We start from the raw sequence: 21260 nt of genomic DNA, 5'->3' as shown, positions 1-21260 counted from the left end.
GCGCAGTATTATGCCTGCTTTGCCCACCGGTATGAAAAGTCTGCCCTCTGTCTCGACCGGTGGGGCAGGCAGGCTTCAGTTGTTGCCTCTGCCGCGCTCTCAGGTCAGGGCGATAATCTGCTTTTCACGCCGCTCACCCAATAACGCAATAATCCTGGCTCTCGAGAAACAGTAATCATCGGCATCTATAAGAGCCTTGTAGCAATCAACAGCAAGGTTGCCCACTATCTGCTCGGCATTGAAGCGTCGCTCAAGCACATTGCCCGGAACAGGCTCTTTGACGGCAAACGAAATGACGACCATCGTAATCGTTGATTCCGCAGATACGCTGCCAAGCATGAAGCGAATCGACTTGCCCTCTTGCAGAATATTTCGCTGAAGCAACTCAAGGGCAGCACCGTTGCTCTCCAGTTGCGAGGTCAGATTGGCAATTACCTGTTGGTTCAAAACTGCCGACGCCCAACCTTGCAAGAGTTCTTGAGTCAACTCCAGCAAAGTAAAAGTATCGGGCGTTGTGACAGGCGCGCTGATAACCGGATCGTCGAAAAACAAAGCACCGGTGACTTTCAAAGCCGTTTTATTGGCGTCATTCCATGCATCGCATGCAACAGCATCGGGAACTTTATGCGAGGCGACCGTTTGTGAATAAAGCAGCGCATCGAGACTGTCGTCAATGTCAGATGCCGTCAGCTCTTTACTCACCAGCACTAATGCCCCTGCGCATACGAAAACCTTCGAAATCGCGAACATTTGCATCTCCCACAAAAAAACCAGAGGCTTGCGCCTCTGGCATTAATCACTTTCAGACCGATTGGCCAAATTCGTAGCTGAGCGCTTTCTCACGTTGCTCCGTCAGAGCCTTGACAATCAATGGTTCTACCATTGCATAGTCTTCCTCATCCATATACATCGTGGCACCGGCGTTATAAATCTCCACAGCAGATGTTGCCCATTCTACAAACAGTACTTTGGTAGGTTGAGCCGAAGCCAGATATTGCACAGCAGCGATTGCCAGGGTGATACCACCCTCATCATCCTGCGAAGCCGCACTCATGCAAAAGTTGCCACCTTCGGCTTTCTTCGAGTTGTTCTCGAACAGCGTCAGGGCCTGTGGTTCATTTTTCAGCGCATCCATGGTCGCATCTGCCACAGAGGACAATACTTTAAGGGCTGCCTGGCCCTGTCCTACTGCTGCACCAACAGCGGTATGCAGAACAGACAGGACAACATTATCCATGGTCAATTTTTGCGAAGTAGCGGTATATCGATTATAAGGCTGGCTGAAAGCAAACCAGCCAGCCAGTTTCATCAATCGCATAAACTCGTTATAGCGCTGTTCTTTTTGGTTGGACGCCGGATATTTGAGCAAGGCAACCAGATCAGCGTACATGTAGGTGTTTTTAACGATTCGCTTGCTGCGCTTGGACATGCTTGCATCAAAGCCTGCAATACCCGAGCCCATGATTGCAGCATTCAGTTCATCTTTATCAACCGGCAAGCTACTGCCAACACTTGCCGAACGCGAGCGCAGCACTGGCTGCGCAGCGAAAAACTCATTGGTTTGTGCAATCAAACTAAACCGCTCAACAGCGGAGATTACATCTTTATTCAGCTCAGTCATAAATGAATTCCTTTCATGATTAAAACACCGACTTGGTGTGGAAAACAAACTAACCACAGCACCGGAGTTAATCAAATCGAAAATCCATGCATTTAATTTCAGACCGTCATACAAACCATCAAACAAAGCTGTACAACTAATATCAAGCGCCCCGAGCCAACTCAATTTCACGCGTGCGCATATCAAGCACTGCAGCAGCCAACTGAAGCCGATTTTCATTTATCGCGGCAGACCTGATCAAAAAGCGCCTGGAGCGGATATCAAGCTCCGAACCCGTATGCTGAATAGTCCAGAACAAATAGGTAGAGGACCACTTCGCATCAAGCAAGCGAACATTACTGACGACAATCTCCAACTCCCTATTGAAATTGTACTGAGCAGGAGAAAAACGAAAATCGCTCCATTCCCGAGCGCTGCCTCTAAATACGTCTATGGCGTCCGAATGTGTCTCAAGCATATGGAACGCTTCCTTCATTAGCCCGACTTTCTCCCGACTTAGTTGTTGCGACAAGGATCGCGCCCAGACGTCCAGCGCATTGCCGGTAAAGTTCTTGTCAACATGGATTACCGGAGCTTGCTCCAGGCTCCAGCCGACAGACCAGAGCACCCCGGAATAATATTCGAACCAAGCAGCTGGCTCACTGTTTCTGTCATGACGCAAATCGGCTCTGTATTCTGCCCAGCGCATACTGTCTTTGACGAATCGTTTGTCTTCCGCAGTCAACCCGGAAAAGTAGGACAACAGATTATTCCCCATCACCGTCGCACTGCCTTGGTCGGGCAGTGCTGAGATACTGTTCAAAACATCGCTCATTTCAATTATCCATTCGATTATTCAATTTACTAAAAAAGTACCTTCCGGATAGCCACAAGCACTTCCAGCGGAACGCCAATTCAATACTTGCGAAGAACTCGAAAAATCACAAAAGACAATGTAAACATTCAATGTCGGCGCTCCTGAAAAAAGGACAGCAGCCAGTTATCGATTGTCGCGTTATCATGTCGCCCGCTTCGCTGGACGCAGGATCTGGAGTATGAAATGGGCGATTGGCTGACCGTTGTGGGTATTGGTGAAGACGGCTTCAAAGGCCTGGGCAAGAACGCCCGGCGTGCTCTGATGGGCGCCTCGCGGATCGTCGGCGGCCAGCGTCAGCTGGATCTGCTACCGCCGTGCATCGGCGGCGAGCGGCAATTGTGGCCGAGTCCGTTTTCCCTAGCGCCGGTGCTCGAGTCGCGTGGCGAGCCGGTCTGCGTGCTGGCCAGCGGTGATCCGATGTTCTACGGCGTCGGTGCCAGTCTGGCGCGTCATGTGCCGAGCGCCGAGATGGCGATCATCCCCGCCCCTTCGTCCTGCGCACTGGCGGCGGCGCGCCTGGGCTGGCCGTTGCAGGAGGTGACGATTGTGTCGCTGGTGGCGCGTCCGTTGGCGGCGCTCAATGCGCATCTGTTCAGCGGCGTGCGTCTGTTGTTGCTGAGCAATGACGGCAGCAGCCCGGCCGCCGTTGCGCAATTGCTCTGCGAACGTGGTTTCGGCCCAAGTCGCATGACTGTTCTGGAGCATTTGGGCGGCGACGCCGAACGGCGTATCGAGCGCCGCGCCAGTGACTGGGAAAATGCGCCGATTGCCGATCTCAACGTTGTTGCTGTCGAGTGTCTGGCCGAACCCGGTGTTACCGGCCTGTCACGCCTCGCCGGTCTGCCCGATTCGGCGTTCCGTCACGACGGCCAGCTGACCAAGCGCGACGTGCGCGCCATCACCCTCGCCCGCCTGGCGCCGAAGCCCGGCGAACTGCTCTGGGATGTCGGCGCCGGCAGCGGCTCGATCGGCATCGAGTGGATGCGTGCGCACCCGAGCTGTCGTGCCATGGCGGTCGAGGCCGACGAGGGCCGTCAGCAATTGATCGAACACAACCGCGATGCGCTGGGCGTGCCCGGCTTGCACCTGATTCGCGGCAAGGCGCCGCAAGCGCTCAATGGCCTTGAACGTCCGGAAGCGATTTTCATCGGCGGCGGCGTCACCCGTGAGGGTGTATTCGAGACCTGCTGGGAACAGCTCAAGCCCGGCGGCCGATTGGTGGCCAACGCCGTGACCCTGCAAAGCGAAGTCACCCTGATGCACTGGCGCGAACAATACGGCGGTGAGCTGACGCGCATCCATGTCGCCCAGGCGCAGCCGCTCGGCGAGTTCGACACTTGGCGTCAGGCGTTGCCAATCACCCTGCTGGAACTGGTCAAACCCATCGATGCGTGACGAAACCGCCGAACAACCCGCGCCCCTGCGCAGCGGCCTCACCACCGGCAGCTGCGCCACCGCCACCAGCCTCGCCGCCGCGCGCCTGTTGCTCACCGGCGTCAGCGCCGACGCGGTGCAGATCACGCTGCCCAAGGGCAAACAGGTGCAGATGCGCCTGGAGTTCTGCCGCTTGAGCGAGGGCGGCGCCGAGGCCGGTACGATCAAGGATGCCGGCGATGACCCTGACGTCACTCACGGCGCCCTGCTCTATTCACAGGTGCGACTGTCCGCCGAACCGGGAATTCGCTTCAACGCCGGTGTCGGCGTCGGCACGGTGACCCGACCCGGTCTGGTATTGGCCGTCGGCGAACCGGCGATCAATCCGGTGCCGCGCAAAATGATCAGCGATCACTTGGCCTTGCTCGCCGCCGAAACCGGTTACGGCGGCGGCTTCGAAGTCACAGTCAATGTCGAGGGCGGCGCAGAACTGGCGCTGAAAACCATGAATCCACGGCTGGGCATTCTTGGCGGCCTGTCGATTCTCGGCACCAGCGGCATCGTCCGGCCATTTTCCTGCGCCGCTTACATCGCCTCGATTCATCAGGGCATCGACGTAGCGAAAACCAACGGTTATCTGCACATCGCCGCGTGCACCGGCAACGCCAGCGAAGACACCATGCGCCGGGTCTATGACCTGCCGGAAATCGCCCTGATCGAGATGGGTGACTTTGTCGGCGCGGTGCTCAAGCATCTGCGCAAAGTACCTGTGGATAAACTCAGCCTGTGCGGCGGCTTCGGCAAGATCAGCAAACTCGCCGCCGGGCATATGGATCTGCACTCACGGCATTCGAGCATCGATTTGCCGCAACTGGCCGAGTGGGCGGCGGCGATTGGCGCGGATGCGGCATTGCAACAGGGCATTCGCGAAGCCAATACCAGCCAACAAGCCTTGGCCATAGCCAGTGCGGCGGGCATCGCTTTAGGGGATGAGGTGTGTCGCCACGCATTGAATTTCGCCCGCAGCGTGGTACCGGCACAGGTCCAGGTCGAGGTGTTTGCCATTGATCGTCAGGGCGGGATTGTCGGGCATGCCGGAGGTTTTGTATGAAGCGGATCTTGTTGCTCGGCGGCGTGACTGAAGCGCTGGCGATGGCCCGCACGCTCGGCCCACAACATATCTACAGCCTCGCTGGCGTTGGCCGGGTGCCGAGCGATTTGCGCTGCCAGGTTCGGGTCGGCGGCTATGGCGGCGCTGAGGGTCTGGCGCAGTTCATCGCCGATGAAGGCGTCGATCTGCTGCTCGACGCCACGCATCCGTACGCCGCACAAATCAGCGCCAACGCCGCCCGCGCGGCACAGCTCGCCGGCATCCCCTGCTGGGCCTTGCGCCGGCCCGCCTGGCAACCGCAAGCAGGCGATGACTGGCGCGAGGTCAGTGACTGGGCCGAACTCATCGCCGCCCTGGAACCGTTCCACCGCCCGTTGTTCACCCTCGGCCGTGAACCGCTGCAACACCTCGACGAAATCCCCGCCCACCAGTTCTGGACCCTGCGCGCCCTCGACGTTTATCCCGGCAACGCGCGCTGCGAAGTGATCGGCGCCCGTGGGCCGTTTCTGCTGGAAGACGAGCGCGCGCTGTTCGAGCGCAGGCAGATCGATGTGCTGATCAGCAAGAACAGCGGCAGCACCGCGACTGAGCCGAAGCTTGAAGTGGCGCGCGAGCGTGGCGTGCCGGTGCTGGTGTTGAAGCGGCCGGAGTTGCCGGGGGCTGATCGGGAGTTTGGATCATTCGCTGAAGTCCTCGCTGCCCTTTCCCACTGAATCGGCACGGCCCTTTGTGGGAGCGAGCCTGCTCGCGAAGACGTCAGCACCAGTAGCCCATCAGTGCCTGACAAATCGCTTTCGCGAGCAGGCTCGCTCCCACAGGAACCGTGGATGTTGCTGATATCTGTGCACACTCACAAAATTTGTGGGAGCGGGCTTGCCCGCGAAGGCGTCAGGTCTGGCACTGCAAATTCAAGTAGCTACACTCCTTTAACAGCTCAATGCGACACCAAACCGCACGACGCTTTTTTACTTATCGGCCCTGATCAGGCTAAATGGGCCGCGCCTGATCGCCCACCCAACGGACCTGTCCCATGAACCGACGCCGGTTAGCATTTGCCTGGATCGCCTGCCTTGCAGTGCTGTTCAACATGCTCGCCATGCCGCTGAGCGGGGCGATGGCGCAGGCGGCCAGTTCACCGGCCGAGCAGATACTCTGGAGCAGTTTCTGCACCGGCAGCGGCATGAAGATGGTGGCGATCGACATCGGTGCCTCGGATCAGAAGGCCCCGCAAAACGACAACCATTCGAACATGCAGCACTGCTGGTGTTGCTCAGGCGGGGCGCCATTGCTGGCGCTGCCGGGGCATTCGCCGCAGCTGTATTTCGCGCAATTTGAAAGCAACCGCAGCGTTGCGCCCGTCTCCCTGCAAGCCCCGACGCCGCGCCAGCAATGGCCGAGTCTCAATCCCCGTGCCTCCCCTCTGGTCTGATTGGTTCGCGCCCTGAATCCGCGTTTCAAATCGTTCTGGAGAACTGCCATGTTGAAGAAACTCTTCGTCCTCGCTGCGCTGTTGTTGCCGGCGTGCTTTGCCCATGCCCACGAATACAAGGTGGGTGCGCTGGAAATCGCCCATCCGTGGTCGCAGGAACTGCCGCCGAATGCGCCGACCGTCGCCGCCTATTTCATCATTCACAACACCGGCAAAAGCGCCGATCGCCTGCTCAGCGTCGACTCGCCCATCGCTGCACAAGCGCAGTTGCATGAGCACGTCATGCAGGGCGATCTGATGAAGATGCAGCAGTTGCCAAGCGTGCAAATCCCCGCCGGCGGCACCGTGACCTTCGCGCCGATGGCTTATCACGTGATGCTGCTCAACCCGAGCGATCGCAGCCTGCTCAGTGACGGCAAGCGTTTCCCGATGACCCTGCATTTCGAAAAGGCAGGTGACGTCAGCGTTGAAGTTGCCGTGCAGAAGAAACCGCCGGAATCCGCCCAGGGCCACGTGCACGCTCAGTAACTGCTTCGGCTGACTTCGCCCATGCGTCCGTTGCGCGCCAGGCCCGTCCCGCATCACCGTCAGACTCAAGCGCTGACGCGTGGCAGCTGGATCGCCCTGTTCGCCATGTTGATGATCTTCATCGGTCCACTGATTTCTCAGTCGATGCCGATGGATCAGCACGCCTCGACGTCGATGCCAATGAGCATGGACATGTCGATGGACATGCCCGGCATGGATCACAGCGGCCATGACGCCCAACCTGCTGCCGAGCATTGCCCGCCGCAATCTTCGCATCACGTGCTGTGGGAAAAGTGCGGCTATTGCACCCTGCTGTTCAATTGCCCGGCACTGACCGGCGGCGGCGATTTCGTCGCTTTCAACATCCCGCCACCCAACACCTTCACCACACCCTCCCCGCGTCTGGGCCATGCCCGCCAACCCTTCTTCCCCGGCGCCCGCACCCGCGCCCCGCCCATCGCCACGTAAACACGCACCTCTGATTGCACACGGTTGAGAAGACAGCGCCAGGCTGCCGACCGTGGTGTTTACGACTGTTCGATGGAAATTGTCATGTCCAGGTTTACTGCTGTCCCCTGCGCGGAATCTGCCCGCGCGCACTTTGCCCTGAACGAATCGCGGATTCGTTGCAGGCACGCTATTGCCGTCCTTTGCGGCGTACTGCTGACACCGCTGGCGCTGGCCGACGCTCACGCCGGCCATGAACATGAACTGAGCCCGACGGTGATCACTGCCATCGCCCCGAGCTCACCACTGACGATCGTCACCAACCCCAAGGATCCGCGCCAACCGGTGCCGGCCAGTGACGGGGGCGATTACCTGAAGACCATTCCCGGCTTCGCTCTGGTGCGCAATGGCGGCACCAACGGCGATCCGGTGCTGCGCGGCATGTTCGGTTCGCGCCTGAACATCCTCACCAACGGCAGCATGATGCTCGGCGCTTGCCCTGGACGGATGGACGCGCCGACCTCGTACATCTCGCCGGAAACCTACGACAGCCTCACGGTGATCAAAGGCCCGCAAACCGTCCTGTGGGGTCCGGGCGCATCGGCCGGTACGGTGCTGTTCGACCGTGAGCCGGAGAACTTCGGCGAACTCGGCACGCGCGTCAACGCCAGCCTCCTGGCCGGCTCGCATGGGCGTTTCGACAAGGTTGTCGACGCCGCTGCCGGCGGTCCTCTGGGTTACGTGCGGGTGATCGGCAACACTGCGCATTCCGATGACTATCGCGACGGCAACAACGACATCGTCGCCTCGCGTTACGACAAGTGGAACGGCGATATCGCACTGGGCTGGACGCCGGATGCCGACACCCTGATCGAACTCACCGCCGGCAAGGGTGATGGCGAGGCGCGGTATGCCGGGCGCGGCATGGACGGTTCGCAATTCCTGCGTGAAAGCCTCGGCCTGCGTTTCGAGAAATCCAACATCAGCGAGGTGCTGGAAAAACTCGAGGCACAGGTCTACTACAACTACGCCGACCATGTGATGGACAACTACACCCTGCGCACCCCGTCCGGCACCGGCATGATGGCGGGACCGATGGCGTCCAACGTCGACCGTCGTACCCTCGGTGCACGGATCAAAGCAACCTGGCGCTGGGCTGATGTTCAGCTGATCACCGGCCTCGACGCACAGACCAACGAGCACCGTCAGCGCAGCTCAATGGGCATCGATACCTACAAGGACCTGCCGTACAGCAAGGACGCCGATTTCCACAATTACGGCGTGTTCAGCGAAATGACCTGGTACGCCGCCGAGCGTGATCGCTTGATCACTGGCGCCCGTGTCGACCGTGCTTCGGCGAAGGATTACCGGCAAACCACAGGGTCGGGGATGATGTCCCGCCCCAACCCGACCGCCGACGACACCCGCGCCGACACCCTGCCCAGCGGCTTCATCCGTTACGAGCATGACCTCGCCGATAGCCCGACCACGCTTTATGCAGGCCTCGGCCACGCGCAACGCTTCCCGGATTACTGGGAGTTGTTTTCGCCCAAGTCCGGCCCGGCAGGATCGGTCAACGCGTTCGACTCGATCAAACCGGAAAAGACCACGCAGTTCGACTTCGGCGTGAACTACAAGAGCGCCGACCTCGAAGCCTGGGCCTCGGGTTACATCGGTGTGGTACGCGATTACATCCTGTTCGACTACACGCCGGGAATGATGGGCATGAGCACCTCGCGCGCCGAGAACATCGACGCGCGGATCATGGGTGGCGAACTCGGAGCTGCCTACAACCTGACCGACAACTGGAAAGCCGATGCGACCCTGGCCTATGCCTGGGGCAAGAACAGCAGCGACGGCTCGGCATTACCGCAGATGCCGCCGCTGGATGCGCGCTTCGGCCTGACCTACAGCGAGGCCAAGTGGAGCGCCGGCGCATTGTGGCGAGTGGTCGCCGCGCAGCACCGCATCGACGCGAACAAGGGCAACGTGGTCGGCAAGGATTACGCCCAGAGCTCGGGCTTCGGCGTGTTCTCGCTCAACGGCGCGTACCGCATTAACCAGCACTGGAAAGTCAGCAGCGGCGTCGACAACCTGTTCGGCAAAGCCTACGCCGAACACCTGAATCTGGCCGGCAATGCCGGCTTCGGCTATCCGGCCAACGACCCGCAAGCGCTCAATGAACCGGGGCGCACGCTCTGGACCAAAGTGGATATGAGTTTCTGACACCCACCCATGTGGGAGCGAGCCTGCTCGCGAAGACGGCGCCACGGTCGGCATTGATATCGACTGAACAACCGCTTCGCGAGCAGGCTCGCTCCCACAGGTAAACAAACAACGAAAAGAACCAAGCCCAGCGGAGCACACGTGATGCAAAAGCCTCAACCCAATTTCTACAACCTGACCTGGCGCTGGCATTTCTATGCCGGGCTGTTCGTCGCGCCGTTCATGGTGATGCTGGCCCTGACCGGGATCATTTATCTGTTCAAACCGCAGCTCGATTCGCTGATGTACAGCAGCCTGCTCGAAGTGCCGGCCGGGCACCACACGGTGCCGGCCGATGACTTGCTGCAACGGGTGAAAAGCGCTTACCCACAAGGCCAGGTCACTCAGTATCTGCCGCCGTTGAATGCTGAGCGCAGCGCGCAATTCGTGGTGAAGAACGCCGGTCATGAACTCAACGTGTTCGTCGATCCGTACCACGGTGACATCCTCGGCGAGCAGGATGCCAAGCAGAACCTGCAAGCCATCGCCCGTGCGATCCACGGCGAATTGATGATCGGCACAGTCGGCGATCGCCTGATCGAAATGGCCGCTGGCTGGGGCGTGGTGCTGGTGGTCTCGGGGCTGTTCCTGTGGTGGCCGCGTGGTCAGGCGGCGGGCATTCTATGGCCGCGTTTGAACAGCCGCGGTCGAGTGTTGTGGCGCGATCTGCATGCCGTCACCGGTTTCTGGGGCGCGACATTGCTGTTGGTGATGTTGCTCAGTGGCATGACCTGGACCGGTTTCTGGGGCAAGCAATACGCGCAGGTGTGGAACGTGTTTCCGGCAGCGATGTGGGACAACGTGCCGACCTCCGACATCGAGGCACGCAGCCTCAACAGCGCCACCCGCCAGACCGTGCCATGGGCGATGGAAAATACGCCGATGCCGATGTCCGGCGACCACGCCGAACACATGAATCACGGCAATGCCCATGCCGGCCCCGCAGCACCCGCGATCAGCCTGCAGGACGTGCAGAACATCGCCAGTGAACGCAAGGTTGAACCGGGCTACAGCATCACCCTGCCGACCACCGCCACCGGCGTGTTCACCATTGCCGTGTTCGCCGATGACCCGCGCAACGACGCCACCCTGCACGTCGATCAGTACACCGGCAAAGTCCTCGCCGATGTCCGCTTCGAGCACTACGGCACCGTCGCGCGCGCCACGGAAATCGGCGTGATGCTGCACGAAGGCAAGATGTTCGGCACCTTCAACCAGATTGTCGTGCTGCTGATCTGCCTGATGATTCTGCTCAGCGCCGTCAGCGGCGTGGTGATCTGGTGGAAGCGTCGGCCTGAAGGCAAATTCGGTGTGCCGCCGCTGCGCCATGACCTGCCGAAGTGGAAAACCGGCGTGGCGATCATGCTGGTGCTGGCGGTGGTGTTTCCACTGGTGGGGGCGTCGCTGGTGGTGGTCTGGTTGCTCGACCGGTTTCTCGTGCCCCGACTTGGCGAGCGTTCCGCGCAGGTGCAGCGTTGATGTGACGGGCGCGGGCCGTTGCGGCGGCCCACGCCTGTTCATTCATTTCACTTACAACTCGTCGCGCAAGCGCACGGTTCCGGGTGTCGGGGTCTGCTGACGACGGCTTCGCCAGGTAGTGTTCATGCGGCCGGTCTGGCGCCAGTAATAACCGCCGATCAGCACCCGAAACTCACCCAGCGCCATAAGCCGCGAAAGAAACTCTCCAGGGCTCAGCCGGCTGATCCAGCGTCCGCCCTCGAAAGTAGCTGAGCGGGTCAGCAACAGATCTCTTTCCGCCCTTGAATACACAGGTGTGTACTTGAGCAGCACATCGTGCGGCGTTGAATAGTAGTAGTGCAGGATATGCAGGCCTTTTTCCGTGGGTGCACGGGTGTGCGCATGCACCAGCGAAGGCGCAGCGTAATTGGCATAGACCTGATCCACGTCCGCCGCCAGCGTGGTGTTGCCCGAGACATGCAATTGATGGGTGGCCATCACCGAGTAACCCTCGGGATAACGCGGCGCCGGATCGCGCCAACTGACAGCCGGATCCGCGACGGTACGCAGTATGCGCAACAGCGGATTGTCCTCGTTGGCCAAATACACGATCGGCTCAAGCGGAACGAAGCGAAGGCTGGACGGGTTCGCCAGAATCGCACTCTCATAACCGGTGCCTATTACCGCCTGGCCGGCTACCCGTCCATGAACATGGCAGGCGGCATCATCGGGATGATGAAAGACAGGTCCCAGCGCTGGCGCCGGATGCTCGCGCCAGCGTTGCTCACTGGACACCTCGGTCAGCCGTGGCTGCCAGTGTTCATCCACCTGACCATGCCGCGACCAGTATTCACTCGTTTCAATTACCTCAAGTCGGCCGGCATGAGCCATCCGTTGGACATAGTCGACAAATCTGAACGTACCGCTGGCAATGCCCCGCTCATCGACCGCCGCTTCCACCTTCGACACAAAGGCATTGGGGCGCAGTTGCACTTGCCCGAACTCATCGTAGAAAGTGCCGGGCTCGAATGCATGCAGTTGCAATTTCAACAACGCGCCATCGGCGCAGGAGAAGTAGATCGGCCGGTACCCTTGGGGCGTGTTGGCCCATGCGCAGGCTGCCTGGACATCGTTGGGCAGCAGAAAAAAGTGCCGCATATCGTCCGGCCGCGCGCCCAGAGGTGGCAGCGCTGCTCGCAAATAAATGGCGCTCAGACTGAAGCCTGGCGGCAGCTTGCCCTGCTCGAACACTCGATCCAGCGCCAACCCCGAACGCTGCACCGCGACTGGCAGAGTGGACACCAACAGGTCTTCAGGGCCGTTCAAAACGTAGCCGAAGGTCTGCGTATCCCTGCTCAACGACAGTTGATGAGCGTACCGCGCGGCAGCGTCTGCCTGGATGAACAGCGGGCTGCCGACCGGGCTGCTCAACGCCTTGTCATAATCGGCGGCCGGCAACAGATCCCCGGAGTATGGTGCCCACTGGATAATCTGGCGCGGTTGCCCCCAGATCGCGCTTGCGGCGACCACCCACAGACGTCCGGCCCTGGCCAGATCGTTCACCCATTCGACGGGTTTCAATTGCCGATTGCGCAGGCGCTGTCTTACCGCTTTTGCATCGACGACGGACAGCCGCTCGCCCTGATCAAGCAGCTGCGAAAGCAGTTCGGCTTGCGGCCGATAGCCAATCACCGCGCCATCCGGACAGAACAGGTACTCATCCCGTGGGGCGGGTGTATAGCGAACCAGCGAACCGTCCGCCGCCACCCGGTATTCCTCTTTGATGCCGCGTTTGTTGAACGCCGACTCCAGCACCTCGACCGAAAACACGTTCTGGTACACCTGCTTTTGCACAGGCGCCAAGACCAATGACACCTCTTGGGCGACGCGCGAGCGGTACCGCGCCACGACGCGACAACCCGCAGGAAACAATCCGGCGGCGCGACTTTCCTCAGGGCAGATATCGGTGAAATCAAAATCCTCATGGCTGACTTCAACAGGCACTGTGGCGACGTAGCGCTTATCGACCGTCTCCAGAATCAGCCCGCCATGCACCCTGTCGGTCACCAGAGGCACGAGTGTCCTGGCGTGGACGGCCGCGTCGTCAGCCGTCAGAAAGACCGGACCGAGCCGGCGCCGTTCGAGATTTGCGTACGGTTGCCAGGTGGCTGGCACCAGCCCCGCCCGGTCCCAGCACAGACCGGTGCGCATGACGGAGAGCTCGCCGCTGCTGGCGACCTCATGGATAAAGTCGGTCGGTAGACGGTTGCCAGCGGCCAGATCGCTTTTGATCTGTTCAAGCGTGCGCTGGGACGAGGCGTCATGAAACAGTTTGCTGGACCTGCTCCACACATATTTGAGCAAAGCACCATCGCGCACGGCGAGATAAAGCGCTGCGGGAGCGTCCGACACCATGACCGGACGCCGGCCGCCGTAATACATCGAGGCTGTCAGGTGGTCCGGCGAGATGAAGTAATGCGCCAGCCATTCAGCCGGGCTTTTCGTCGGATCACCGGCTCGTTGCGATGCATAAAAATTGCCGTGCAGTTCGAAGCCCTCGGGCAACGCATGCCAGGGCTCTGAGGGCAGGTCGGCGAAAACCGAATCGAGCCTGAACAGATTTTTGCCTTGATCACTGACGGGCACCAGCTCGGTAGCCACATACTCTGGCCGGCTCTTGTGCCTGAGAATGAAGCCGAAGTACGCGCGCGTTTCGCCCTGTGGACGAAAGTCCCCCATGCATCGATCCCGTGCAGCCTCATCCGCCGAGGGAAAAATCGCGCCGAATGCCACACCTTCCAGGCGTTTCCAGGGCAACGGCAACGTCAGCGGCGGCAACGGTATTTGCGGCTGCGGGAGTGGCGTGGGTTTGGGCAGGATCGGCTTGTCTCTGTCCGGCTGGGGATACAGAAGCGGCGGCAGTTGCACCACCGGCAACTGCGGCACGGGCAAAGGCGCGGGCGTGGTGCGCAGCGACCAGGTAGCCGGCACCCGCCCGCGATAGCCCCACAGTTCGTTATCGATCAGAACCGTTAAACGTCCGGCCGCTGCCTGTTCACGTATGAAGTCCTGCGGGCGTTTACGGCCGCTGTCCAGTTCCAGCGCCAGGGCGCCCGGATGCTGGCGCGTGCCCAGGCGCCGGGCCAATTCCGTGGAGCCCGCAGATCCGATGACCTCATACCTGACGAGACTGTCCGGCGCCGCGCTGACATACAGGGCAATCTCGTCGAGCAGGACTTGCCTGACCTCCGCCACACTCAACATCTGCAAGCTCACAGCCGCTTCCTGATACGCCCAGCCAAAAAGCTCCGTATCCACCGGCAACAGTTGTGACAGCGCCGTGTGTGAGACGTAACGGGCGTGCAGCGCATGGTCGTCGGGAAAGACCGGACGCCCATGATTGTCCATCGGATAAAGCCTGCCCTGACTGAGCGTGTCGATATCTCCCGGCAACGGTTCGGTCACCACGAAACGCTTGTCGCTGCGCTGAAAAACATACCCGGCGTACGGTTTGTCACGGCGCAGGCCGGCGAGTTCATGGGCATGGCGCACGGCATCATCAGCGCACAGAAACACGCCGCTCAATCGCGGCCAGGGGAGATTGGCGAAGGGTTGCCATTGCAGATCCACCGGCCCCAGATGCGCCCACAGCGCACTGCCGCGAATGACCTCCAGGGTGCCAGCCAGTACCAGCATCGAGACAAATGCGCGGGTATCCAGTGTGCCGGCCAACAGCCTTGCCTGCAGACCATTGTCACTGACCGTGCCGTCCGACTGCGTAACGCTCAGTGCCGCTTCGATCGAATCGCCGCTGAAGCGGTACTTCAACATCGCATGATCCTGCGCCCGCATGTACAGCGACAACGCATGTCCCGCTTTCGCCAGATGTTTGCTGCGGGCATTCGCTTCGATAGCGACGGCGATCTCCCGGGGCGTGAAGAAGTTCTCGTAGAGCCACGGCTGAGCGGGTGGAAACTGCGCAGGGTCGGGCCGCGAGGCGAAGTAGAAGCCCTCCAGCAAATAACCCCTCGGCAGCTGCAATTGCCCTTGGGCATCAACCGGAAATATTCGCTCAGGATCCCATGCAGCCAGCCCGGCCGGGCGCGCATGGGTGGCGACATACTCCTCGCCAATCAATTTTTTCAATATCAGGCCCGTCGTCTGTGCGCCTCTGGATTTCAAGGCGGCAAGCACGGCGCGTTCGGCATTGACGCATACCCGGGTCATCAGCGGCAGTTCGGTGACCGCACCCTTTGAAAACGACGCCCCGGCCTTCCAGTCCGCAGGTACGCGCCCCACCGAGTAGCCCCAGTCGGCATTCGAAACAATGACTTTGAGTTCACCCACGGTCGCCAGCTTGTTGATCACCGCCATCACGTCATAGGCCCCCGCCGGATGGCCCGACGGCCCGCCGGACTGCTGCCAGAGGAAGTAGTCGCGTTCCTCGGGCGAGCCGCTCGAGACGTATTTGAGCAAGCTGCCATCCGGGCCTGAAAGGTAAGCGCTGCGGAAAAAATCCCGCGCCGACACATCGCCAATGAAATCGCCGCCTGAATAGAAGCTCATGAACAGCCTGAGCAGGGTTTCATCCTGACGCCGATTGCCATTGCGGAACTGGTCATGTATCGGCGGATGGCTGTGTACGCTGGCGATACATCGGTAGCCCAGCGGATGGAGCATGCCGCCAAGGGCATCGGTCTGCACAATCGTGCCGAAGTCGAAGCGCGTGGCTTCACCTGCGATGGGAGAGGTGGCGAGGAATTTCCCGTCCGGTCGCAGCAGGATCACGCTGCCGTACTCTTTGTCCGGGTTGAGTGGAATTCGTGTGTGCACCCAATAGGCGGCGTCTTCTTCAGTCAGAAAAGCCGGGCTCAGTGGGGGCAGCTTGAACGTTGCTGAAGAACTTGCGGTACGACCGGATCGGCCTGAGACATGACTCATAAAAACCTGCGCTGAGAATCGGATGAGCAACTGAGTGTGGCCCGTCGGTTTTCTCGAGCTGTGGTACAGGGTTATCGCTTTTGTATCCGCATCTGAGTGCCAGCGGGCGCCCCAATCTGGCGCAACTCGACGCACCATCGGCCGCCTGCCGTCCCCTCCTGGTGCACGCATTCAGCACGCAAGCGCTCTGGCACGACATTTTCTTGCCTGAACGCGACCGGGCACAGCCTTTGCAAAACACAGCTTCAGTCGTCCGCATCTGCCAACCAGAAAAAATCGAATGTTCATGGAGATCGCACAATGAAGCGTCGCAGTTTGATCAAGGCTTTCACACTCACGGCATCCATTGCCGCGATGGGCATGACCTGGACTGTCCAGGCCGCCGAGACCATCAAGGTCGGGATTCTGCATTCGTTGTCCGGGACCATGGCGATCTCCGAAACGTCGCTCAAGGACATGGCACTGATGACCATCGACGAGATCAACGCCAAGGGCGGTGTGAACGGCAAGATGCTTGAACCTGTCGTCGTTGACCCTGCATCGAACTGGCCGCTGTTCGCCGAAAAAGGCCGGCAGCTGCTGACCCAGGACAAGGTCGCGGTGGTGTTCGGTTGCTGGACGTCGGTGTCGCGCAAATCGGTACTGCCGGTGTTCGAAGAGCTCAACGGTCTGCTGTTCTACCCGGTGCAGTACGAAGGCGAAGAGATGTCGCCGAACGTCTTCTACACCGGCGCCGCGCCGAACCAGCAAGCGATCCCCGCCGTTGAATACCTGATGAGCGAAGAAGGCGGCAGCGCCAAGCGCTACTTCCTGCTCGGCACCGACTACGTCTACCCGCGCACCACCAACAAGATCCTGCGCGCGTTCCTGCATTCCAAAGGCGTGGCCGACAAAGACATCGAAGAGGTCTACACGCCGTTCGGTCACAGCGATTACCAGACCATCGTTGCCAACATCAAAAAATTCTCCGCCGGCGGCAAGACTGCCGTCATTTCCACCGTCAACGGCGACTCCAACGTGCCGTTCTATAAAGAGCTGGCCAACCAGGGCCTGAAAGCCACCGACGTACCGGTGGTGGCGTTCTCGGTCGGCGAAGAAGAACTGCGCGGCATCGACACCAAACCGCTGGTGGGCAACCTCGCGGCGTGGAACTACTTCGAGTCGGTGGAGAATCCTGCGAACAAGAAATTCGTCGCGGACTGGAAAGCCTATGCGAAGAAACACAACCTGCCGGGTGCCGATAAAGCCGTGACCAACGACCCGATGGAAGCCACCTACGTCGGTATCCACATGTGGGCGCAAGCGGTCGAGAAAGCCAAATCCACTGACGTCGACAAGGTTCGTGAAGCACTGGCCGGGCAGACCTTTGCTGCGCCGTCCGGTTACACGTTGACCATGGACAAGACCAATCACCACCTGCACAAGCCCGTGATGATCGGCGAAATCCAGAGCGACGGGCAATTCAACGTCGTGTGGCAGACCGAAGGCCCGATCCGCGCGCAACCGTGGAGCCCGTACATTCAGGGCAACGACAAGAAGCCGGATTATGCGGTGAAGAGCAACTGAGGCGAATTCAGTTTTTGAGGCGAGCATGAGACTTTCCCCTCACCCCAGCCCTCTCCCTCAGGGAGAGGGGGAAAGGGAGCCGATCTTCATGCTCTTCAGACCCTGAGTTCGACTCGAGTTCGCAGGTCGCAGCACATCGTCCAGACACCTCGGTCAGTCCCCTCTCCCTCCGGGAGAGGGTCAGGGTGAGGGGGCGGTTGAACAGGACACCACTAATGCCCACTGCCATACACCGCGTACTTCTCGCCATAGCACTGTTGCTGCCACTCCTGGCCCACGCCGGCGACGCCGAAGACTTCGTCGCGGCCAACCCGATGCAACAGGCCAAACTGCTGGAAGCCTGGGCCGCGCAGCCCGATCCGGCGCGTATCGAATTGCTCAACGCCCTGCAACAAGGCGAACTGACGATCGACGGCCAAGCGAAAACCCTGCGCCTGAACAATCGCCTGCGGGGTCTGATCGACACCGCTATGGCCAGCCATCAATTGCTCGCCGCTGACAGCAAAATCCGTCTGAGCGCCGCGCAGCAATTGCAGAAAAGCGCGAAACCCGCGCAGCTGAAATTTCTCGACCGGCAACTCGCTGGGGAAAAAGACCCAAGCGTCCACGCCGCCCTGAGCCTGGCGCTGGCCAATCTGCAACTGGTCGACAGCGACCCGGCGGTGCGCCTCGCGGCGGTACGTCTGCTCGGTGAAACCGGCGACCCGCTGGCACGCACGCGTCTTGAAGGCCTGCTCGAGCCCGGCATGGAAAGCGATGCCGGCGTGCGCACCGCCGCCGAAACCAGCCTCGCTCAGGTCAAGCGCAAGCTGCTGATCGGCGAAGTGCTCGGCCAGGCCTTCAGCGGCATGTCGCTGGGCTCGATTCTGCTGCTCGCGGCCCTCGGCCTGGCGATCACCTTCGGCCTGCTCGGGGTGATCAACATGGCGCACGGCGAGATGCTGATGCTCGGCGCCTACTCGACCTACGTGGTGCAGTTGATGTTCCAGCGTTACGCGCCGCAAGCCATCGAGTTTTATCCGCTGATCGCGCTGCCGGTAGCGTTTTTCGTCACCGCCGCCATCGGCATGGCCCTGGAGCGCACAGTCATCCGCCACCTTTACGGTCGGCCACTGGAAACCCTGCTCGCGACCTGGGGCATCAGCCTGATGCTGATCCAGCTTGTGCGTTTGTTGTTCGGCGCGCAGAACGTTGAAGTCGCCAACCCGGCGTGGTTGTCCGGCGGCATCCAAGTGCTGCCCAATCTGGTGCTGCCGTACAACCGCATCGTCATCATCGCTTTCGCATTGTTCGTGGTGGTGCTGACCTGGCTGTTGCTGAACAAAACCCGCCTCGGCCTCAACGTCCGCGCCGTCACTCAGAACCGCAACATGGCCGCCTGCTGCGGCGTGCCGACCGGGCGCGTGGACATGCTCGCCTTCGGCCTCGGCTCGGGCATCGCCGGCTTGGGCGGCGTGGCGCTGAGCCAGATCGGCAACGTCGGTCCCGACCTTGGCCAGAGCTACATCATCGACTCGTTCCTGGTGGTGGTGCTCGGCGGCGTCGGCCAACTGGCCGGTAGCGTGCTCGCCGCATTTGGCTTAGGGATCGCCAACAAGATTCTCGAACCGCAGATCGGTGCGGTGCTCGGCAAGATCCTGATCCTCGCGCTGATCATTCTGTTCATTCAGAAACGTCCGCAAGGCCTCTTCGCACTGAAAGGACGGGTGATCGACTGATGAACCAGCCTCTGTTAGTCACGGCCACACAAAAGGCCGGGCCGAAAGTCACGCTCGCGGTCGGCGGGGTGATCCTCGCGCTGCTGATCGTTCTGCCGCTGCTCTCGTTGTTGTCGCCGGACAATGCCCTGCACGTCTCGGCCTACACGCTGACCCTGGTCGGCAAAATCCTCTGCTACGCCATCGTCGCTCTGGCGCTGGATCTGGTCTGGGGCTATGCCGGCCTGCTTTCGCTGGGCCACGGCCTGTTCTTCGCCCTCGGCGGGTACGCGATGGGCATGTACCTGATGCGTCAGGCGGCCGGCGATGGCTTGCCAGCGTTCATGACTTTCCTGTCGTGGAGCGAATTGCCGTGGTACTGGACCGGCACCAGCAGCTTCCTCTGGGCGATGTGTCTGGTGGTGCTGGCGCCGGGGTTGCTGGCGCTGGTCTTCGGTTTCTTCGCCTTCCGTTCGCGGATCAAGGGCGTGTATTTCTCGATCATGACCCAGGCCCTGACCTTCGCCGGCATGCTCTTGTTTTTCCGCAACGAGACCGGGTTTGGCGGTAATAACGGTTTCACCAATTTCCGCACCATCCTCGGTTTCGGCATCACTGAGCCGGGCACGCGCGCGGTGTTGTTTCTGGCCACGGTGTTGTTGCTGGTAACCAGTCTGTTCATCGGCTGGCGCCTGGCGCAGAGCAAGTTCGGTCGCGTGCTGACAGCGCTGCGTGATGCGGAAAACCGTTTGATGTTCTGCGGCTACGACCCGCGCGGTTTCAAGCTGTTCGTCTGGGTGCTGAGTGCGGTGCTGTGCGGTCTGGCCGGAGCGCTTTATGTGCCGCAGGTCGGCATCATCAACCCCAGCGAAATGTCGCCGACCAACTCGATCGAAGCGGCGGTGTGGGTCGCCCTTGGCGGGCGCGGCACGCTGATCGGGCCGCTGCTCGGTGCCGGCGTGGTCAACGGCATGAAGAGCTGGTTCACCGTGGCCTTCCCGGAATACTGGCTGTTCTTCCTCGGCGCGCTGTTCATCGTCGTGACGTTGTACCTGCCCAAGGGCGTGATCGGTCTGCTGAAGAAAAGAGGTGAACAATGAGAGTCACAGCGAGTGCTGAATTCATGCTGGAGCCGGCGTTTTTCCCCGTGGAACCGAACAAGGACGAAGGCACCAGCCGCGACTCGATCGGCCTCGGCCAGCGCGTCGGCCCGGGCCTCGATACGCGTCACGGCACGATCCTGACTTTGGAAGACATCAGCGTCAGCTTCGACGGCTTCCGTGCGCTGAACAATCTCAACCTGTACATCGGCGTCGGCGAACTGCGCTGCATCATCGGCCCCAACGGCGCGGGCAAGACCACGCTGATGGACGTGATCACCGGCAAGACCCGGCCCAGCCACGGCAAGGCCTGGTTCGGCGAAACCCTGGACCTGACGCAGATGAGCGAAGTGCAGATTGCCCAGTCCGGCATCGGCCGCAAGTTTCAGAAGCCAACGGTGTTCGAAGCCTTGAGCGTGTTCGAAAACCTTGAGCTGGCGCAGAAGACCGACAAGTCGGTGTGGGCCAGTTTGCGTGCACGCCTGAGCGGCGAACAGAAGGACCGCATCAGCGAAGTGCTCGAGACGATTCGCCTGACCACCTCGGTCAATCGCCAGGCCGGCCTACTGTCCCACGGCCAGAAGCAGTTCCTCGAGATCGGCATGCTGCTGATGCAGGACCCACAACTGCTCCTGCTCGACGAACCGGTGGCGGGCATGACCGACGCCGAAACCGAGTTCACTGCCGAGCTGTTCAAATCGCTGGCGGGCAAGCATTCGTTGATGGTGGTCGAGCACGACATGGGCTTTGTCGGCTCGATTGCCGACCACGTCACCGTGCTGCACCAGGGCAGCGTGCTGGCCGAGGGCTCGCTTGAGCAAGTGCAGGACAACGAGCGGGTGATCGAGGTCTACCTCGGCCGCTGAA

General features: G+C 60.6%; 16 protein-coding genes. 12 read left to right on the top strand and 4 right to left on the bottom strand.

Annotation, left to right across the window (positions count from 1 at the left end; translation table 11 throughout):
- Positions 1-99: 99 nt before the first annotated feature.
- The 3 genes from AB9L16_RS02670 to AB9L16_RS02660 are packed head-to-tail and all read right to left on the bottom strand — an operon-like array spanning position 100 to position 2435.
- On the bottom strand, positions 100-750 hold the full coding sequence (locus AB9L16_RS02670; RefSeq protein WP_375123067.1) for a hypothetical protein: 651 nt from the start codon (positions 748-750) through the stop codon (positions 100-102).
- A 52-nt stretch (positions 751-802) separates the two neighbouring features.
- Positions 803-1840: a hypothetical protein gene (locus AB9L16_RS02665; RefSeq protein WP_375123066.1), complete on the bottom strand. Its 1038-nt coding sequence runs from the start codon at positions 1838-1840 to the stop codon at positions 803-805.
- Positions 1764-2435, bottom strand: coding sequence for a hypothetical protein (locus tag AB9L16_RS02660; protein WP_252885247.1), 672 nt, complete (start codon positions 2433-2435; stop codon positions 1764-1766). Before AB9L16_RS02660 ends, AB9L16_RS02665 begins: the two co-directional genes overlap by 77 nt.
- A gap of 225 nt (positions 2436-2660) precedes the next feature.
- On the opposite strand from AB9L16_RS02660, the gene cbiE reads away from it, so the two are divergent.
- The 8 genes from cbiE to AB9L16_RS02620 all read left to right on the top strand — a co-directional run bounded on the left by cbiE (position 2661) and on the right by AB9L16_RS02620 (position 11110).
- Entirely contained in the window at positions 2661-3872 is a 1212-nt protein-coding gene (gene cbiE / locus AB9L16_RS02655) for a precorrin-6y C5,15-methyltransferase (decarboxylating) subunit CbiE (protein ID WP_375123065.1), read from the top strand.
- Entirely contained in the window at positions 3865-4962 is a 1098-nt protein-coding gene (locus AB9L16_RS02650; RefSeq protein WP_375123064.1) for a cobalt-precorrin-5B (C(1))-methyltransferase, read from the top strand. Before cbiE ends, AB9L16_RS02650 begins: the two co-directional genes overlap by 8 nt.
- Complete coding sequence (locus AB9L16_RS02645) at positions 4959-5675, top strand: cobalt-precorrin-6A reductase (protein WP_375123063.1); 717 nt, start codon at positions 4959-4961, stop codon at positions 5673-5675. Before AB9L16_RS02650 ends, AB9L16_RS02645 begins: the two co-directional genes overlap by 4 nt.
- A gap of 317 nt (positions 5676-5992) precedes the next feature.
- Positions 5993-6391, top strand: a complete 399-nt coding sequence (locus tag AB9L16_RS02640) for a DUF2946 domain-containing protein (RefSeq protein WP_375123062.1) — start codon at positions 5993-5995, stop codon at positions 6389-6391.
- 48 nt (positions 6392-6439) lie between these two features.
- Positions 6440-6919 (top strand): copper chaperone PCu(A)C, encoded by a 480-nt coding sequence (locus AB9L16_RS02635; protein WP_375123061.1) that lies wholly within the window; start codon positions 6440-6442, stop codon positions 6917-6919.
- Between the two features lie 21 nt (positions 6920-6940).
- A complete protein-coding gene (locus tag AB9L16_RS02630; protein ID WP_252879356.1) occupies positions 6941-7387 on the top strand; it encodes a DUF2946 domain-containing protein in 447 nt (148 codons plus the stop codon).
- A gap of 84 nt (positions 7388-7471) precedes the next feature.
- Complete coding sequence (locus AB9L16_RS02625) at positions 7472-9592, top strand: TonB-dependent copper receptor (RefSeq protein ID WP_375123060.1); 2121 nt, start codon at positions 7472-7474, stop codon at positions 9590-9592.
- A gap of 144 nt (positions 9593-9736) precedes the next feature.
- Entirely contained in the window at positions 9737-11110 is a 1374-nt protein-coding gene (locus AB9L16_RS02620) for a PepSY-associated TM helix domain-containing protein (protein WP_375123059.1), read from the top strand.
- Between the two features lie 51 nt (positions 11111-11161).
- On the opposite strand, the gene AB9L16_RS02615 is transcribed toward AB9L16_RS02620, so the two are convergent.
- Positions 11162-16168 (bottom strand): DUF4329 domain-containing protein, encoded by a 5007-nt coding sequence (locus AB9L16_RS02615; protein WP_375123058.1) that lies wholly within the window; start codon positions 16166-16168, stop codon positions 11162-11164.
- A 162-nt stretch (positions 16169-16330) separates the two neighbouring features.
- Between AB9L16_RS02615 and urtA the strand changes: the two genes are divergently transcribed.
- The 4 genes from urtA (at position 16331) to urtD (ending at position 21259) form a co-directional block, all read left to right on the top strand.
- Positions 16331-17596, top strand: a complete 1266-nt coding sequence (gene urtA / locus AB9L16_RS02610; RefSeq protein ID WP_016771886.1) for an urea ABC transporter substrate-binding protein — start codon at positions 16331-16333, stop codon at positions 17594-17596.
- A 215-nt stretch (positions 17597-17811) separates the two neighbouring features.
- Complete coding sequence (urtB, locus tag AB9L16_RS02605; RefSeq protein WP_375123057.1) at positions 17812-19314, top strand: urea ABC transporter permease subunit UrtB; 1503 nt, start codon at positions 17812-17814, stop codon at positions 19312-19314.
- Positions 19314-20393 carry an urea ABC transporter permease subunit UrtC gene (urtC, locus tag AB9L16_RS02600; RefSeq protein WP_095180932.1) on the top strand — a complete coding sequence of 360 codons (1080 nt, stop codon included), beginning with the start codon at positions 19314-19316 and terminating at the stop codon, positions 20391-20393. Before urtB ends, urtC begins: the two co-directional genes overlap by 1 nt.
- Entirely contained in the window at positions 20390-21259 is an 870-nt protein-coding gene (urtD, locus tag AB9L16_RS02595; RefSeq protein WP_370695112.1) for an urea ABC transporter ATP-binding protein UrtD, read from the top strand. The genes urtC and urtD overlap by 4 nt, the downstream gene beginning before the upstream one ends.
- The last annotated feature ends 1 nt before the right edge of the window (position 21260 follow it).

The organism is Pseudomonas sp. LW8, from assembly GCF_041956865.1.
GTDB lineage: Bacteria > Pseudomonadota > Gammaproteobacteria > Pseudomonadales > Pseudomonadaceae > Aquipseudomonas > Aquipseudomonas siliginis.
Note: the sequence above shows the minus strand (reverse complement) of the source record. Positions and strands in the feature narration are given on the sequence as shown.